We start from the raw sequence: 16,750 nt of genomic DNA on the forward strand, positions 1-16,750 counted from the left end.
AACCTGAGAGCAATTGGTTATTTGCCTGGGTTCCCCGTCCGTGCTGAGATTGTCGCCTGAAAAAAGTCAAACAAGGCGATGACCATGTCTACAGGGAAAACGCTGCTCGCGCTGGCGCTGAGCACACTCTTACCGGCAAGTGCTGCCATGGCGGCAGCCAACGATACGCTGATTTATTGCTCCGAGGCGTCACCGGAGTCGTTCAACCCGCAGATTGCCAGCTCTGGCCCAACGTTCGTTGCCAGCTCGCAGGTGCTGTATAACCGTTTAATCAATTTCGATCCGGTTAACAACACGCCAACGCCGTCATTGGCAACCGAATGGAAAATTTCCCCAGACGGCAAAACCTACACCTTTACCCTGCGCCAAGGGGTGAAATTTAACAGCAACAAAAACTTCAAGCCGACCCGCGATTTTAACGCCGATGACGTGGTGTTCTCGGTGTTACGCCAGAAAGACGCCAATCACCCATACCACAAGGTATCGCAGGGCAATTACGAATATTTTCACGACGTAGGTCTGGATACGCTGATTAAGGAAGTGAAAAAGCTGGACGATTACCACGTTCAGTTTGTTCTCAGCGAGCCGAACGCCGCGTTTCTGGCCGACTGGGGGATGGACTTTGCGTCGATCCTTTCTGCCGAATACGCCGATGCGATGCTGAAAAAAGGCACGCCAGAATACGTGGATACCTGGCCAATCGGCACCGGCCCTTACGTCTTGCAGCAGTATAAAGTCGATTCACTGATCCGCTATGCTGCCAACCCTAATTACTGGGATGGAGAGGTGCCGACCAAGCATCTGATCTTCTCCATAACGCCGAACGTACAGACGCGCCTGGCGAAACTCCAGACCAACGAGTGCCAGATTATCCCCGCGCCGGCTCCGGTACAGTTTGATGAAATCAATAAAAACAAAGACCTGACCCTGCATAAGGTGGATGCACTGAACGTCGGTTACTTGGCATTTAACACCGAGAAAAAACCGCTGGATAACGTGCTGGTACGCCAAGCCCTAAACTACGCGACTGACAAAAAGGCGATAGTTAACGCGGTATTTTTAGGTTCTGCCACGGTGGCGAAATCGCCGTTGCCGCCAAATATGCTGGGCTTTGATAAAGACCTGCAGGATTACGGCTACGATCCGCAAAAAGCCAAGGCGTTGCTGAAACAGGCCGGGCTGGAAAAGGGCTTTGAGATCACGCTGTGGTCAATGCCGGTTCAGCGCCCGTATAACCCGAACTCCAAGCGTATTGCGGAAATGCTGCAAAGCGACTGGGAAAAGGTTGGCGTGAAGGCGAAAATCGTCTCTTACGAGTGGGGAGAGTATCTCGCCGGTATGCGTAAGGGCGAGCATGACACCGCGCTGTTTGGCTGGATGTCTGATAATGGCGATCCGGATAACTTTGCCGAGGTGCTGCTGGGTTGCAACAGCATCAAAACCGGCTCGAATGCCGCGCGCTGGTGCGATAAAACCTATGATGGTCTGGTACAGCAGGCCAGGTTGACTAGCGTCCCGGCCGAACGTGCAAAACTCTACGGTCAGGCGCAGGAAATCTTCTACCAGCAGGCTCCGTGGATAGCGCTGGCGAATGGCAAAACCTTCTATGCCACGCGCAGCAACGTTAGTGGCTATAGCGTCAGCTTGATGGGCAGTGATTTTTCCAAAGCCAAACTGAATTAACTCAAGACAAGCCGTATCTTCTTCCGGGATTTAAGAGGGCATTTTACATCTTCCTCTTAAATCTTTGGAGAAAAAGGGGGCACCACATCATCGGCGTTTTTCCGGCATTGGATTAGGCCTCGTACAGCGGCTATCAACCTTACACATTTGCTTATTGAGGGCTCCATTCGCCAGCTCTCGCAAACCTGCAAAAGAAATTCCTGGCTATATAGGGCGGATCAAGCCTGGAAAAGAAATATAAAAATAATGAATATTATTCTGAATTATATTTTCTCGTTCAATTAATTAAGTGACTTTTGAACCAGCCGATCAAGCGTACAGCGGATTATCACTTAATTTGACAGGGGGAATATTCAAGCGTATAGGTTGTTAATGTTTTGTTGTGAATTAATTTCGTTATTAATTGGTAAGATAACAATGACAAGGAAGTCCTTATGACCTATGTAACCAGTATTGGCATCCTCTTATGCATGGCGATATCTCTCATTTTTTCCATCACTGAATTACGGGAGGGTTAATTACCATGTCTTTTATAGTTTATCTGCTCGGTGCTGGCATTTTCGCGCTCACGACCAGCGAATATATGGTTTCAGGATTAATGCCTGAATTATCGGCGGAGTTTAACGTGTCATTTCCGGCCATTGGCTATCTGGTGACGATCTATGCTGGCACGATGGCTATTGGTGGACCACTGCTGACGGTGGGTCTACTCAAAGTCTCCCGGAAAAATGCGTTGCTCGGGTTAATTGCCTTGTTCATCGTTGGCCAAGTCATTGGTTCTATGGCACAAGGTTATAACATCATGGTTGTTGCACGGGTCATCACCGGTATTGCCGCTGCGGCGTTCTTCGGTGTGGCACTGACAACCTGCGCTGAACTTGTTGACCAGAAGCTGTTTGCCCGGGCGGCGTCAGTAGTCCTCGGCGGTTTAATGGTGGGGACCGTGTTCGGTCTGCCAGGCGCGACTTTGCTGGGGGAATGGTTCGGCTGGCGCGTGAGCTTCATGGCCGTGGCCGTCATTGCCTTACTGGTTGGGCTGCTGGTCATTAAGGTGATGCCAGCGATGCCAGCGCCATCAGGTACGTCATCGCTGAGATCGGAATTGGCCGCGTTCAAAAGCGGTAAACTGTGGGGGATCTACGCAACCAGCCTGCTGCTTATTGGCGCGACTTTCGCTGGCTTCACCTACTTCGTACCGATCCTGACCGATATCAGCGGCTTCTCACCGGCAACGGTGCTACTCCTGCTCGTCATCTACGGCCTTGCAACGCTGGTAGGGAACACTATCGTGAGCCGGCTGGCTGATGCGCATACCATCGCGGTGATTGTTGTCGGCCTGGTGGCAACGATTGCTGCTATGGTTATCTTTGCCATGTTCGGCCAAATCAAAGCGGTTGCCGTGGCGGCGCTGGTGGTGATTGGCCTGACGGGGGTGTCGATGAATCCAGCTTTGGTGACGCGTGGCGCGCGGGTTGGCCGGAACAACATGTTGGTTAATTCGGTACATACGGCCTGCATTATGCTGGGTGTTATGGTTGGTTCCTGGATTGGCGGAGTAGGTATCAGCGCAGGACTGGGCTTACCGGGAGCATTATGGATTGGTGCCGGCTTGGCGATATTGGCCCTGGCGACTCTGGCGCCAGAATTCAGGGCTACTCGCTCACCAGTCATTAGTCATCCGGTTGAGTAAAGTGCTGCACTAACCACGGACCCCGAGCTTGATGGCGGGGACGATCCATAAAACAGACGAGGTATAAGATGGCAGAAAAAACGGCAATAAGTCCCCCTCAGCGCGATGGCTTTTTGGACGAGAGAACCTTCAAGTCGCGAACTATCTTGTTGTTTGGGGAAATCAACGACACGGTGGCCTACAATGTCGTCAAGCAACTGGTGGCGCTGTCCGACGAGGCTTGCGAGCCGATTAATTTCCTGATTTGTTCACCAGGCGGCCATGTAGAGTCGGGTGATGTGATCCACGATGTCGTCCGCTTTATTAGTGCCCCTGTCAATATGATCGGCAGCGGTTGGGTAGGGAGCGCCGCGGTTAATGTGTTCTTGGCGGTCCCCAAGGAACGCCGCTTCTGTTTGACCAATACCCGTTTTCTGATCCACCAGCCTAGCGGCGGTATTGGCGGTCAGGCTACCGATGTGGCACTTCAGGCCAGAGAAATTATCCGCATCAGGGAAAGGATCGCGGCCTTGATCGCCAGCCAAACCGGGCAGAAGCTGGAAAAGGTTTTGCACGATATTGAGCGCGATTTTTGGATGCCAGCGGCAGAAGCGATCGACTATGGCCTGGTGTCAAAAGTCATTGTCAGCGAAAAGGAAATAACCTAAGCATCGCTGACCGGTCCTGCATTGCAGTACCGGTCAGCCAGTGACGGCATTTCCACAGACCTTAACGTCGAGCAGGATCTGGCTGGGACGAAGTAACTCGGTAGCCTGCCAGCACGGCAGCCAATACCATAAACAGATGCCCCTCGGCGGAATCGAGCAGGAACGAGTTGAACAGGTGGCAGGCCAGATAACTGCCGAGCACGGCAACCAGCAGGTTGCGGCAGGCTGTTGGTTGCCGCCAGGCGACTCGGAAGCAGCACCACATCCAGCCCAGAAACAGCGCCAGCCCCAGCAAGCCATTTTGTACCGTTTCCAGCAGGTATTCATTGTGCGGGTTATGCACGCCGTAACCGGTCTGCGCATTACCATACCAGAAACTCCCGGCCCCGTTACCCAGCAGTGGGGCCTGTTTTATCAGGCGCAGCGATTCGCGGGCAAAGGCGGTGCGCTGTCCCATCGAGTTGTCGCAAGCCTGATAGGCCTGCTCTGCCGGGGCCAACACGCAATTGCGTACCTCAGCAAGGCCGAGCGTCAGGCGCTCCGTCGCTCTATTGGGGATAAAAATCAGCATAATGGCCAGCAGCAAACCACAGGCTAGTACCCCCAGCCGCTGCCAGCGGGGCAGCGTCAGCAGCAACCAAAGCCCCACGCCGACCAATAGCGCCACATAGCCGGTACGCCCCTGTACCATCAGCAGTACGTTCGCCGTTGCCAGTAGAACCAATGCCCCATAGCACCAACGCAGCACACCTGATTGCGCAAAAGCGCGGGTTAGCCATATCAATGCAGCAAACGCCATAAACACGTTCTGGGTTATCTGCAGTTTAAACACCGTTGGATTCTGCGGATCGAGGCCACCCAGCGTTACATGCCCGACCCCCGAAATCAGGCTGATCGCCAGTATCACGGCATTGGCGATCAGAAAACCGCTGATAAAGCGGGTGATAAGCCTGGAGTCGGTGATAAAGAACAGTGCCAAGGGCAACACAAACAGTAGCTTTTGATACTTGCCGACCATCTTCGGGCCGTATTCGTGGTGCTGGGTCAATAACGAGGCGGCCAGCAGTGCAAACATCAATGCGGGCAGCCATACCAGCGGTTGTTTGAGCAAAGGCATCAGGTGGCGATAGTCACGCTGCCACAGCAGACATAGCGCCGCTAACACCAGCGAAGCATTCATCAGCGCATTGGAGGTCGGCAGGGATACGCCGAGCAAAAATGCCGTGAAGCCAAATAGCCGAAGGCGGGCAGGGGAGAGTAACGATACGGAATAGGGTTCGGTGGATGGCATGGAGTGGCTCAAATCAGGGTTAATTAAACACGGTGTCATTCACTGTGCGGGAAGTTGGGATTTCCAGGCAGGTGAGCTGGCGGTTTATGGCCCGGATAACCTCACTGGCGGGAATGGCGTCCAGATAACGTTCCGGGGTAGCGGTGTTCACCTCGTCGGGGTGGGGTAATGAGCGGTAGTTGCCTGCCCATAACAGGATGTGCGGAGCCTGCCAGGGCGACCACTGTTGCAGATTGCTGGGGCCGAACAGCACGACGGAAGGCGTCTGCAGGGCGGCGGCCATATGCATCGCTACCGAATCCACCCCGATAAACAGCTTCGCCCGATCGATCAAGACGGCAAGCTCCGGCAGGTCCAGGCGACCGGCCAGATTGACCACCCGTTGTGGCATGGCGCAGTGGGCCAGAAGGGTGGCTATCAGGGCGATCTCATCGGCAGAACGCCCGCAGGTCAGCACCACGGTTTCTCCGCTGGCGGTGAGATGGTCGATAACCCGTGTGAATCCTGCCACCGACCAGGTTTTGAACGCCCAGCGCGCAGTAGGCTGGATCAGCACGAAATCCGTCAGGTGATGATGTTGGCTGAGGCGGTCAATCTCATCGACATCGCGCTGCCGGTAAGCCTGGGTCACCTTGGTTTCCAAGGTGGGTAAGGCCAATGGGGACAGAATCGAGAGGTTATTGAGCACGGTGTGCCGTTGGTTATGTCCGTCCACCGGCACCAACAACGAATGACAAGCCCGCCACAGCCGGTTATTACGCTTGGGGTAAGCAAACCCCAGGCTGAACGTCGGTTTGAGAAAGCGACAATACAACGCCGCCCGCCACTGGTCGGACAGATTAATCACCAGGTCGTAGTGGCCAGTGTTGAGACTGTTCCACAGGGCTTGCTCACCGCGATACTGTGCCTTGCAGCTCTGCCGTTTTAGGCTGCGATCGACGGTATAGGTCAGATAGACATCCCGATTGCCCGCCAGCATCGCCTCGGTACCGTCATACACCAGCACGTCAATCAGGGCGTTGGGGTAATTGGCGCGCAGCGTACTGAGCAACGGGGTAGTTAGCAGGACATCACCAAAGTGACGCAGCTTGATCACCAGGATGCGCTGTACCCGATCGCGGTGCAGTAGTCCGTTGGGCAAGCGACGGTCAGGTAACACGGCCTTGCCAGCACTCATCGCGAACGTCATATTTTGCTGATATATCCCAGAGAACGATAAAAGGCGATCTTATAGGTGGCGGAAAGACAAAGATAATTGGTTGTACAGATCAATAAGATCAGACCGATCGTTGAAAACGATCAATCCTTTATAAAGTAAGGGGGTATTGTGCGGGATTGTGAGCCACGGGATAAATCGTCTATTGGGAATTTTAGTATGGCAGCCACTGGCAGAAGTGTGAGGATGAATAGCGGGTGGTGAGAGATGCGTGGAAAGCCGAACCTCGTCCTTGAGGTTCGGCTTTTACAGATTAGCCCGCAGCGGCCTCGCGGAGGCGCTGTTTGATCTTGCTGTACTCCTGCTGAACATAGTGTTCTGCCTGCCCTTGATCCTTAATGGGCTCAATCTGCACGGCACAGTATTTGTATTCCGGCGTTTTGGTTATCGGGCTGAGGTTTTCCGCCACCAGCTCGTTACAGGCACCGATCCACCATTGGTAGGTCATGTAGATCGCACCCCGGTTAGGACGTTCGCTGACGTTGGCACGGGTAATAACTTTGCCCTGACGTGAACGTACCCACACCAAGGCCTGATCCTCAATCCCTAGCCGTGCGGCGTCTTCCGAGTTGACCTGTACATAGCCTGGTTCATCGGCCAACGCGACCAGTGCCTTACAGTTGCCGGTCATCGAACGGCAGGAGTAATGGCCCACTTCGCGTACCGTCGACAGCACGAACGGGAACTCATCGCTGAGCTGATCGATCGGCGGAGCCCATTCACAGGTAAAGAACTCTGCTTTGCCACCGGGCCGAGAGAATTCCCCGCCTTCGTACAGATAAGGGGTACCTGGGTGATCCAACGTTGGGCATGGCCACTGAATGTAGGCCAGATCCGCCATCTTCTCGTAGGTAGCGCCATAGTAGAGTGGGCACAGCTCGCGCAGTTCGTCCCAGATTTCCTGCGTGTTGTTGTAGTGCATCGGGTAACCCATGGCCGTCGACATCAGGCTGATGATCTGCCAGTCCGTCTTCACATCGCCCACCGGCTCCACCGCCTTATAGAAGCGTTGGAAGCCGCGGTCTGCCGCGGTATACACCCCTTCATGCTCGCCCCAGGAGGTTGCCGGGAAAACAACGTCGGCAATTGCGGCGGTTTTGGTCATGAAGATATCTTGCACGATCAGCAAATCCAGCTTCTCAAAGGTTCTACGGATGGTGGCTAGATCCGGCTCCGTTTGCAGCGGATCTTCCCCCATGATGTAGTGCGCTTTGAGTTTGCCATGGTCGATATTGTGCGGCACTTCGCTCAATGCATAGCCGATCTCGGCTGGCATCGCGTCGATTCCCCATGCGTTGGCAAACCTTTCCCGTGCCTCGGCATCCGTGACCTGGAAATAGCCGGGCAGGGTGTTTGGCAACGCGCCCATATCACAGGCACCCTGAACGTTATTCTGCCCGCGCACCGGGTTAACCCCGACGTTCGGCTTGCCCAGGTTACCGGTCAGCATCGCCAGGCTGGTCAGCGCTCGCACGGTTTCCACGCCCTGATAGAACTGGGTGACGCCCATGCCCCACAGGATGGTGGCCGTTGGCGCGCTGGCATACATGCGTGCCGTTTCACGGATTTGCTGGGTGGTGAGGCCCGTGGTTTTTTCAACCGACTCCGGTGGGTAGTCCGCCACGATGGCGCGATACTCATCGAACTGCTCGGTATGCTGCTCAACAAACGCCTGATCGTACAGGTTCTCCTCAATCATCACATGAGCGAGCGCGTTGATCAGGGCGATGTTGGAACCGTTTTTCAATGGCAAATGGATATCCGCAATACGCGCCGTTTCGATATAGCGCGGATCGCAAACAATGACTTTGGCTCCTTTCTCCTTCGCCTTGAGAATGCGGCGGGCGACAATAGGATGTGAGTCCGCGGCGTTATAGCCGAAGACAAAAATACACTGGGTATCCTCAATCTCGCAGATTGAGTTACTCATGGCGCCGTTACCGACCGATCGCTGCAGACCTGCAACCGAGGGGCCGTGTCAGACGCGTGCGCAACAGTCGATATTGTTGGTACCGACGGTGGCGCGAGCAAATTTCTGCATCACATAGTTGGCTTCGTTACCGGGCCCACGTGAGGAGCCGGTCGTCATAATCGCATTCGGGCCGTATTTCTCTTTAACGGCCAGCAGGCGTGAACTGGCGAACTCAATGGCCTCTTCCCAGGACACCGACTCCAGTTTGCCACCTCGTTCCCGCCTGATCATCGGCGTTTTCAGCCGTGGCGTCAGGATCTTGGTATCGTGAACGAAATCCCAGCCGTAATACCCTTTCAGGCATAGCTCGCCCTGATTGGTCACGCCGTTAGCGCCTTCGGCCTTAACGATCCTGCCGTTGTCGACTATCAGGTTGATTTTGCAACCTGAAGCGCAATAGGGGCAGACCGTGATGACTGTTTTCATCTCCAGCACTCCTTGTTTAAACCTGTTCGACATTGCTCAACACGCCACTGGGCCTGAAAATCTCCCCGGTGACGAAAAATGTGTCTCACTTATTTGAAGCATAAATTGTGCCACGCTGACTTGATGTGGATTAATGGCACGCCTGTATTACTCGATAATCATTGGCAGAGGTTTACAACTGCTCAAAACCTTCTCCCGTATCCCATATTGATAACCGCTGATAAATCACCCGTACCGCCTGCATCACTTTCTCCGTCATCGGGAAATAAAACATCACCACGTCCGGCTGAACGCCGAGAAATATCACTTCCTCAATATCCTCACGTAGCTGGTCGATCAGGAAATTGAGCGGCATATTGTGGGTGCTCATAAAGAACATCTCGGCAATATCGTCAGGATTGACGATACGGATTTCGCCAGGAGCCAGCTCCATATCGGTGGCATCGACAATCACCAACCGGCTGGGCTTAAGATCGCGGATCTGATGCGTGACGTTTTCGGGGGTGGAACCGCCGTTGACGGCGATCCAACCCTCGATTGGCGCGTCAGCCATCATTTCGGCCAGCAATGGCCCGGCACCGTCGTCACCCATCATGCTATTGCCTACGGTAAGGACGACATTCATGGGGTCGTCACCTTTTTCACAATCAGATAGATAGCAGGCTCGCGCTCAATCTCGGCGAGCAGGCCGAGCAGCTTGGTACTCCATTCGCTAAAGGGCGCTGGTTGGCTATCAATCAACGGGGCCAGAGCATTGGCCAGCAGGCTGGTGTGGGTGGAGTCGATGGTGATTTCGCCAAAGGTCAGCAGGCCACGCATCTTGCGTTGGGCCTCACCTTCCGGGAACAGCTCAACCCAGGCTTGATATTGCGGCAATGGGCAGCTCAACTCGGTGTTCAGGCAGTCAATCACCCCCACGTGATGGCCAATCGCCAGCGAGTAATACATCACCTGCTGCGCCTGGGCAGGCATGTCGTCATCGCTATCAAGAAACTTCTGGCGTAACGACCAGAACACCGCCTTACCTTCATTTTGCATGGGTCAGCTCCTGTTGCAGGCAATCAATCAGGCAAGCGACAATCTCGCGCAGACGAGGGTCGTTTTCCTGTTTCAACCATTCTTCCAGGCGCAACGTGGCCGCATCCATGCTGGCTCCGGCCAACAGGGAGAGGAAACGGTCACTGATGATGCGGCCTTGGTAGTAGCCCGCCAGACGGCGTGCCTCGCGTTCAATCAGTACGCGGGTATGCAGTGGGATGCCAGGCAGCAGCAATGCTGCCTTTTCGCCTACCTGCTCAAGGTGGTTTTCGCCCTTCAGCTTTTGCTCCAGCAGGCCCAGGGCCACGGCAAAGCCGTAGAGAGTAGCGGCGGGCGTCGGTGGGCAACCAGGGATCCACACGTCAATCGGTACGATAGACTCACTGCCGCCCCAGACGCAGTACAGATCGTGGAAAATCCCGCCGCCACAGCCGCAGGCCCCGTAAGAGATACAGATTTTTGGATCGGGTGCCGATTCGTAAGCTCTGAGCGCGGGCACGCGCATGGCCCGGGTGACCGCGCCGGTAAACAGCAGAATATCGGCATGGCGCGGTGAGGGGACCACCTTGATGCCAAAACGCTCGGCATCAAATACCGGCGTGATGGCGGAGAAGATCTCGATCTCACAGCCGTTGCAGCCGCCGCAGTCCACGCGATAAACGTAGGCCGAGCGTTTGATATCCTTCAGCAGCTTGCTTTTGAGTTTGGCGGTCTGTTCATCAACGGTGATCGGCGTGCTGCGGTGATGATTAACCTTGATATCGGGCATCGTCATATTATTTCGCTCCCGCCGGCTGGCTCAGTTTCATCGGCCGATGCTGGCTCAGGGCCTGTTTACGCTTGCAGGCGGGGCAGGTCTCGAACTGGGGCCGTAAGGCCTCAATGCCGTCGGTGCCCATACCCGCGTGGGCCAGTAACGCCAGGGCGTAATCCACCGATTTGGTTGGCGTAAAGGGCTGCTGGCAACTGCGGCAGTTGAGCAGGGTAAAGGTGGCGCGGATATACAGATCGGGTTTGTGCATCACCGCCATTTCAAACTCTTCCGACAGCCGGATCGCCCGCGTCGGGCAAACTTCTTCACAGCGTGCGCAGAAGATGCAACGGCCAATGAACAACTGCCAGACGCGCTCGCCGCTGGCCTCATGGGTTTCCATGGTTAATGCATTGGCCGGGCAGGCCACGGTGCAGGCACCACAGGCGATACACTGCTCAGGATCGTACTCTGGCTTGCCACGAAACCCCGGGCACACTTCCAGCGGCTTAAACGGGTATTTCACCGTGACTTCACCGGCCTTCAGGATGGTTTTAAACAGTTTCAGCATGCTGTCTCCCTCACTTGCACGGTGAATGGGTGCGTTCGATCCCGTAGCGTTCAATCTCCTTGTACGGTACGGTCTTCGCTTTGCGCTTGTTGATATCGATCAGCGTGACGCGGTCGGTACAGGAGTAGCAGGGATCGAGGCTGCCGATAATCAGCGGGGCATCGGAAACCGTATTACCGCGCAGCATATAACGCAGCACCGGCCAGTTGGCGTAGGTGGCCGCCCGGCAGCGCCAGCGGAACAGTTTCTGGTTATCCCCCAGCATGCTCCAGTGGATATCTTCACCGCGCGGGGCTTCGGCATAGCCCAAGGCAAACTTGTGCGGCTGGTAGCGGAAACCTTCGGTGAGCAGCGGGCCGCCCGGCAGGTTATCCAGGCCGTATTCGATCATCGCCAGCGAATCCAGCACTTCCTGCACGCGTACCATCACGCGCGAATAGACGTCGCAGCCGTCGAAGGTGAAAAGCGTTTTCGGCAACGAACCGTAGTTGGCATAAGGATGGTCAAAGCGCATATCGCGCTTGAAACCGCTGGCGCGGATCATCGGCCCCACCGGGCTGTAGTCGCGAGCGATCTGCCGATCCAACAGGCCAATGCCTTTGGTGCGCTGCTCGATATTCGGCGTGGCGAGCAGCATCTCAACCAGTTGCGTCACGTCGGCACGCATCTCATGGATCAGCTTGATGGTTTTAACTCGCTGTTCTTTGAGGATATCGCGGCGCACGCCGCCGATCAGGTTGAGCCCATAGGTTTTACGCGATCCGGTCAATAGCTCCGCCATGGTCATCGACTTTTCACGCACGCGGAAGAACTGCATAAAGCCGGTATCGAAGCCGACAAAGTGGCTGGATAGCCCGATGTTCAGCAGGTGGCTGTGCAGCCGTTCGACCTCCAGCAGAATGCTGCGAATGGCATGGGCGCGGGGTGGTACATAGATCCCCAACGCATTTTCCACTGAGGTGGTATAGGCCACGCTGTGGGTAAAGCCGCAGATCCCGCAGACCCGGTCGGACAGGAAGGTGACCTCCTGATAGCCCATACGGGTTTCGGCCAGCTTCTCCATGCCTCGGTGCACGTAGAACAGCCGATAGTCGGCATCGACAATGCGCTCGCCGTCAACAAACAGGCGAAAATGCCCTGGCTCGTCGGAGGTAATGTGCATTGGCCCGATCGGGACCACGCGCGACTCGCCGGTGGCCGCATTTTCAAACGGGTAGGTTTCCACATCGGTGGTTGGTTCGGGGCGCTGGCGATAATCCATGGTGTCTTTACGCAGCGGGTAAAGATCGTCCGGCCAGTCGTCCGGCAGCACCAGACGGCGCTCGTCCGGCAACCCTACTGGGATCAAACCGTACATATCGCGGATTTCACGCTCGCCCCATACGGCGGCGGGAACGCGTGGGGTAACCGACGGAAACTCCAGCGTGATGGCGCTAACCTGAGCCTTGACGGTGATAAAACACTTTTCTCCTTCCTCCATCGACAGCACGTAGTAGACGGCGAAGTCCCCGGTCAAGGTACGTTCGTCATTGCCAAACAGCACCGGCAACCAACCGCCTAGCGGGTAATAGAGGTATTCCACAATCTCGGGTAATGAGTTCAGCTTGACCGTGATGGTGACCTGGTTGGCGGTTTGCCACTCGGCATCCAGCAGGGCGGAGGGGAACTTCTCGCGCACTTTGGCCAGGTAGCCTTTGCCGAGTTTCTCGTCGTTGTTGAGGGTCAATACGTGGGTTTCGTAGCTCACTTTACTTCTCCTGCCTGAGGTTCGGCCGCAGAGGAATGATTCTGAACGGCCCATGGCCAGCTCAGTGGCTGGGCATGAGTGCCAGGCTTGTTGTTCATCACGATGTGGACCGCGTTTTCCAGCAGTCGGCTGACCGGTTGCGGGATATGGGTGCCCATTACCAGCATCAATACCAGCAGGATCAGCATCGGTAAGGTCGTCAGTATCCCCAGTTCGCCTTTGTTGACCTCTTCTGGTTTGGCGCCGAACAGCACGCTGGCCACCATGCGGACCAACCCGGCCAACACCACCGTCAGCAGCAGCAACAAGACGATGGTCAACGTAATATGGCCAGCCGCCAACCCGGCGGTGACCGTCATAAACTCACTGAGGAAAATGTTGAACGGCGGCATACCGCCCAGCGCCAAGGCCCCCCCGGCCAGCAGCACGGCACTGAACGGCATGCATTTCAGCATCCCTTTCACCACGGTAATATCGCGGGTGCCGTACTTCAGCAGTACGTTGCCGGAGCCGCAGAACAGCAGGGTTTTTGCCAGGCTGTGGTTCAGGGTATGCAGCAGCGCCGCCAGAATACCCAGCGGACCACCGATGCCGATCGCCACGGCGATCAGCCCCATGTTCTCTACGCTGGAGTAGGCCAGCAGCCGTTTGATATCGCGCTGCACCAGAATAAAGAAGGCCGCCACCGCGACGGAGAGGAAGCCAAACACCATCAACAGCGTGCCGGTAAAGTCATGGCCCAGCGTGGTGCTGATAATGATGTAGTAACGGATAATGATCAGCAGCGCGCAGTTGAGCAGCACGGCAGAGAGCAGGGCGCTGGTGGGGCTTGGTGCCTCACTGTGGGCGTCCGGTAGCCAGGCATGCATCGGGAACAGCCCGGTTTTGGTGCCAAAGCCAATCAGGATGAACACAAACGCCAGATGCATCAGCATCGGATCCAACTGCGTGGCGTGCTTGAGCACTTCCGTCCAGAAGATGGCGTCGTTGGGATCGGGCATAAAGCTGGCCGCGTTGGCGTATACCAGAATGGTGCCGAACAGCCCGAAGGCCACCCCGACGGTACAGATAATGATGTATTTCCAGGCCGCCTCCAGCGAGGAGCTCTGCCCGTACAACCCCACCAGAAACGCCGAGCTGAGCGTGGTGGCTTCGATGGCCGCCCACATCAGGATCAGGTTATTGCTGGTGATCACCAGCAGCATGGTGAACAGGAACAGGTGGAAGAAGCCGTAGTAGTGGCACAGCGTCGCTACCGATATCTCGCCTTCATCGACCTCATGGCGCATATAGCCAATAGAGTAAAGCCCGGTAAGGCAGCCGATGATGCCGAGGATTGCCAGGAACAGGGCGCTGAGGCTATCCAGGTGCAGCCAGCGCCCGGCAGCCAGAATATCGCCTTGCTGGTATACCTGCATCACCACCCACAGGGAAACTGCCAGCAGCAGCATGATACCGACAAAGTGCAGCAGCGTTACACAGGCCCGTGCCGCATTGCCCAGCAACCGACAGGCAAAGGTCAACAGCGAGAAGGCCAGCGGCGTCAGCAGTAATAGAAACAGCATGGTGGAATTACTCATCATCTCATCCCTTCAACGCCGTCAGTTGTTCAACATTCAGCGTGTTGAGCGTGCGGTAGATTTTGCGCGCAAGCACGGCCATCACGATCACCGCAAAAATGGCATCGGTGGCGATGCCAATCTCCACCAGTTCCGGCGCGCGATTCGCTAGCAGCGCCAGCGTCAGGTGCGATCCGTTTTCCATCAGGCAGTAGCCAAACACCTGTTTGAGGATGTTGCGTTGGGTGACGATACACAGCAGGCCGAGCATAAAATGCCCCAGCGATACCGCCAGCGCCGGTTTCAGCGAGGCCAACAATGGCACCTGCACCGGCTCCACTACAAACCAGCACAGCAGCACGATCACCGCCGCAGCCAGCATCAGCATCACCGGGCCGATCAGGCTGCCGTTCGCCGAGGGATCGTCCATTTTGCGAAAGGCATAGGCCATGATCACCGGCACCAGTACCACCTTGGTGATAAAGGCGCTGATCGCCCACAGCGTGAGCTGGTGGGCGCCCAGGGTTTGCCCTAGCGTAAAGAAGATCAGCACCAGTAGCAGCGACTGCAAGGCATAGAGCCCGCACGAGGCCACGGGCCGTTTGGCGCCAATCACCAGCAGCGAGGTGACCATCATCAGCCCCGCGAGGTTATTGACGATCAGTGAACCAGTCATAATCAACTCCCTTATCCAAGCCAGGCGACGGCAATCACGCTGGAACCTACCGACATCGCGATCAGAATCACTAGCACCACGCTCATCACCAGCGGCAGCGGAGCGGCCTGTGCCACCTCATCACTGGGTTTGCCGGGAATAACGCGCCCAAACCAATAGATGAACCAGGCAAAGCTGGCGACCGACTCGATCAGCACCAGTACCATCAGCGGCGTCATCAGCCAGAACTCGCGCGACAGTGCAAAACCGGCGGCAAAAATCGGGAACTTGCTGAAGAAGCCGTTAAACGGCGGCACCCCGGTGATCGCCAGCGCGGCCACGCAGAATCCCACGCCCAGCAGCGGCATCTTGCTCATCACGCCCTGCAAGCGGGGCAGCATCCGGGTGCCGCAGCTGTAGCTCAGCGCTCCGGCCACCAGGAAGAACAGGCTCTTGGCAAACGCGTGGTTAAAGATGTAGGCCACGCCGCCAAGAAAGGCGGTTTTAGAGCCAAAGATGGAAATGGATAACGCCAGGAAGATATAGGAGAGCTGGGTGATGGTGGACCAGGCCAGCAGGCGCTTCATATCCTTTTGCGGTAGGTACATCAGGAAACCGTAAATCAGGGTAATGGTCGCCATAACGATGCCGACCCAGCCGATGATATGCGGCACAGAGTCCGCCGAAAGGATGGCGCGGGCATAGATGTAGACGCCCACTTTCACCATAGAGGCGGCGTGCAGATAGGCGCTCACCGGGGTAGGGGCTTCCATGGCATCGGGCAGCCAGGCCTGCAACGGAAGCTGGGCCGATTTCCCCCAGGCCGCGAACAGGATGCCACCAAATACGACCAGGCTGGCCGTACCGTTGAGCTGTGCAATGGCGCTCAGGGCGAAGGTGCCGGTATTGAGGAACAGCGTTGCCGCCGCCAGGTATAAACCGATTGAGGCAATATGGGTGATCAGCAGGGCCTTCATGGCCGAGCGCTGTGCCTTCGGCGTCTGGTAGTAGCTAATCAGCCCCCAGGAACAGCCGCCGGTGATCTCGAAGAACAGCAACTGCCCCAGAATGGTGGAGGACATCACCAGCCCGGCCATCGCCCCGATAAAGATCAGCAGGAAAGCGTAATAGCGGTTGCTGCCCTCGTGGGGATGTTCGCGGTTGGCCGTGGTGAGGTAACCGGTGGAATACAGGCTGACCAGCAGGCCAAGAAACACCACCGCGAAGACAATCAGCGTGCTGATGCGGTCGATGATAAAACCGAACAGCGCCACGTTGCCGTATTGCAGCAGCGTGATGGTCGTATCCGCCTTGCCATGGGCCAGGAATAACCAACCGATAATTACCGTCCCCAGCGTGGCCAGCAGCGCAAACAGGGTACAGATCCACTTGGCCATCCGTTGCGGCACACATGCCGTCAGCAGCGCGCCGATAAACGGCAGCAACAGCGTGGCGAGGGCGGTATATTGCAAACAGAGCGTATTTTCCATAATGGGTTTCCTGG

Annotated in this window: 14 protein-coding genes; 3 read left to right on the forward strand and 11 right to left on the reverse strand. The window is 56.1% G+C overall.

The features are described from left to right. Positions 1-84: 84 nt before the first annotated feature. The 3 genes from KGP16_RS10165 to KGP16_RS10175 all read left to right on the forward strand — a co-directional run bounded on the left by KGP16_RS10165 (position 85) and on the right by KGP16_RS10175 (position 4,020). On the forward strand, positions 85-1,683 hold the full coding sequence (locus KGP16_RS10165) for an ABC transporter substrate-binding protein (protein ID WP_059200427.1): 1,599 nt from the start codon (positions 85-87) through the stop codon (positions 1,681-1,683). Positions 1,684-2,206: 523 nt separating this feature from the next. Continuing rightward, entirely contained in the window at positions 2,207-3,373 is a 1,167-nt protein-coding gene (locus tag KGP16_RS10170; protein ID WP_223501269.1) for an MFS transporter, read from the forward strand. A 68-nt stretch (positions 3,374-3,441) separates the two neighbouring features. Next, positions 3,442-4,020, forward strand: a complete 579-nt coding sequence (locus tag KGP16_RS10175; RefSeq protein ID WP_059200429.1) for an ATP-dependent Clp protease proteolytic subunit — start codon at positions 3,442-3,444, stop codon at positions 4,018-4,020. A gap of 61 nt (positions 4,021-4,081) precedes the next feature. Here KGP16_RS10175 and KGP16_RS10180 read toward each other — a convergent pair whose 3' ends face one another. The 11 genes from KGP16_RS10180 to KGP16_RS10230 form a co-directional block, all read right to left on the reverse strand. Further along, positions 4,082-5,311: an O-antigen ligase gene (locus tag KGP16_RS10180; protein ID WP_223501270.1), complete on the reverse strand. Its 1,230-nt coding sequence runs from the start codon at positions 5,309-5,311 to the stop codon at positions 4,082-4,084. A 19-nt stretch (positions 5,312-5,330) separates the two neighbouring features. Beyond that, positions 5,331-6,500, reverse strand: coding sequence for a putative lipopolysaccharide heptosyltransferase III (gene rfaQ, locus KGP16_RS10185; RefSeq protein WP_021804855.1), 1,170 nt, complete (start codon positions 6,498-6,500; stop codon positions 5,331-5,333). A gap of 280 nt (positions 6,501-6,780) precedes the next feature. Continuing rightward, positions 6,781-8,925, reverse strand: coding sequence for a formate dehydrogenase subunit alpha (fdhF, locus tag KGP16_RS10190; RefSeq protein WP_223501271.1), 2,145 nt, complete (start codon positions 8,923-8,925; stop codon positions 6,781-6,783). A gap of 172 nt (positions 8,926-9,097) precedes the next feature. Continuing rightward, a complete protein-coding gene (gene hycI / locus KGP16_RS10195; RefSeq protein WP_059200433.1) occupies positions 9,098-9,550 on the reverse strand; it encodes a hydrogenase maturation peptidase HycI in 453 nt (150 codons plus the stop codon). Continuing rightward, positions 9,547-9,963 carry a formate hydrogenlyase maturation HycH family protein gene (locus KGP16_RS10200; protein WP_021804853.1) on the reverse strand — a complete coding sequence of 139 codons (417 nt, stop codon included), beginning with the start codon at positions 9,961-9,963 and terminating at the stop codon, positions 9,547-9,549. The genes hycI and KGP16_RS10200 overlap by 4 nt, the downstream gene beginning before the upstream one ends. Then, complete coding sequence (locus KGP16_RS10205) at positions 9,953-10,738, reverse strand: NADH-quinone oxidoreductase subunit B family protein (RefSeq protein ID WP_223501273.1); 786 nt, start codon at positions 10,736-10,738, stop codon at positions 9,953-9,955. The genes KGP16_RS10200 and KGP16_RS10205 overlap by 11 nt, the downstream gene beginning before the upstream one ends. Position 10,739: 1 nt before the next feature. After that, positions 10,740-11,285, reverse strand: a complete 546-nt coding sequence (gene hyfH, locus KGP16_RS10210) for a hydrogenase 4 subunit H (protein ID WP_223501275.1) — start codon at positions 11,283-11,285, stop codon at positions 10,740-10,742. Between the two features lie 10 nt (positions 11,286-11,295). Continuing rightward, entirely contained in the window at positions 11,296-13,086 is a 1,791-nt protein-coding gene (locus KGP16_RS10215) for an NADH-quinone oxidoreductase subunit C (RefSeq protein WP_179247932.1), read from the reverse strand. Continuing rightward, positions 13,029-14,612, reverse strand: coding sequence for a hydrogenase 4 subunit F (locus KGP16_RS10220; RefSeq protein ID WP_021178423.1), 1,584 nt, complete (start codon positions 14,610-14,612; stop codon positions 13,029-13,031). Before KGP16_RS10220 ends, KGP16_RS10215 begins: the two co-directional genes overlap by 58 nt. A 4-nt stretch (positions 14,613-14,616) precedes the next feature. After that, positions 14,617-15,267: a hydrogenase 4 membrane subunit gene (gene hyfE / locus KGP16_RS10225; protein WP_223501277.1), complete on the reverse strand. Its 651-nt coding sequence runs from the start codon at positions 15,265-15,267 to the stop codon at positions 14,617-14,619. An 11-nt stretch (positions 15,268-15,278) separates the two neighbouring features. Then, positions 15,279-16,736: a hydrogenase 4 subunit D gene (locus KGP16_RS10230; RefSeq protein ID WP_305802309.1), complete on the reverse strand. Its 1,458-nt coding sequence runs from the start codon at positions 16,734-16,736 to the stop codon at positions 15,279-15,281. Positions 16,737-16,750: the final 14 nt, after the last annotated feature.

Source organism: Serratia sp. JSRIV006 (assembly GCF_019968685.1).
Classification (GTDB): Bacteria; Pseudomonadota; Gammaproteobacteria; order Enterobacterales; family Enterobacteriaceae; genus Chania; species Chania fonticola_B.

What these genes read in the sequence shown, in the direction of transcription:
- KGP16_RS10165 (WP_059200427.1), top strand. Translation starts at nt 85, where the DNA reads ATGTCTACAGGGAAAACGCTGCTCGCGCTGGCGCTGAGCACACTCTTA.
- KGP16_RS10170 (WP_223501269.1), top strand. Translation starts at nt 2,207, where the DNA reads ATGTCTTTTATAGTTTATCTGCTCGGTGCTGGCATTTTCGCGCTCACG.
- KGP16_RS10175 (WP_059200429.1), top strand. Translation starts at nt 3,442, where the DNA reads ATGGCAGAAAAAACGGCAATAAGTCCCCCTCAGCGCGATGGCTTTTTG.
- KGP16_RS10180 (WP_223501270.1), bottom strand. Translation starts at nt 5,311, where the DNA reads ATGCCATCCACCGAACCCTATTCCGTATCGTTACTCTCCCCTGCCCGC.
- rfaQ (WP_021804855.1), bottom strand. Translation starts at nt 6,500, where the DNA reads ATGACGTTCGCGATGAGTGCTGGCAAGGCCGTGTTACCTGACCGTCGC.
- hycI (WP_059200433.1), bottom strand. Translation starts at nt 9,550, where the DNA reads ATGAATGTCGTCCTTACCGTAGGCAATAGCATGATGGGTGACGACGGT.
- KGP16_RS10200 (WP_021804853.1), bottom strand. Translation starts at nt 9,963, where the DNA reads ATGCAAAATGAAGGTAAGGCGGTGTTCTGGTCGTTACGCCAGAAGTTT.
- KGP16_RS10205 (WP_223501273.1), bottom strand. Translation starts at nt 10,738, where the DNA reads ATGACGATGCCCGATATCAAGGTTAATCATCACCGCAGCACGCCGATC.
- hyfH (WP_223501275.1), bottom strand. Translation starts at nt 11,285, where the DNA reads ATGCTGAAACTGTTTAAAACCATCCTGAAGGCCGGTGAAGTCACGGTG.
- KGP16_RS10215 (WP_179247932.1), bottom strand. Translation starts at nt 13,086, where the DNA reads ATGGGCCGTTCAGAATCATTCCTCTGCGGCCGAACCTCAGGCAGGAGA.
- KGP16_RS10220 (WP_021178423.1), bottom strand. Translation starts at nt 14,612, where the DNA reads ATGAGTAATTCCACCATGCTGTTTCTATTACTGCTGACGCCGCTGGCC.
- hyfE (WP_223501277.1), bottom strand. Translation starts at nt 15,267, where the DNA reads ATGACTGGTTCACTGATCGTCAATAACCTCGCGGGGCTGATGATGGTC.
- KGP16_RS10230 (WP_305802309.1), bottom strand. Translation starts at nt 16,736, where the DNA reads ATGGAAAATACGCTCTGTTTGCAATATACCGCCCTCGCCACGCTGTTG.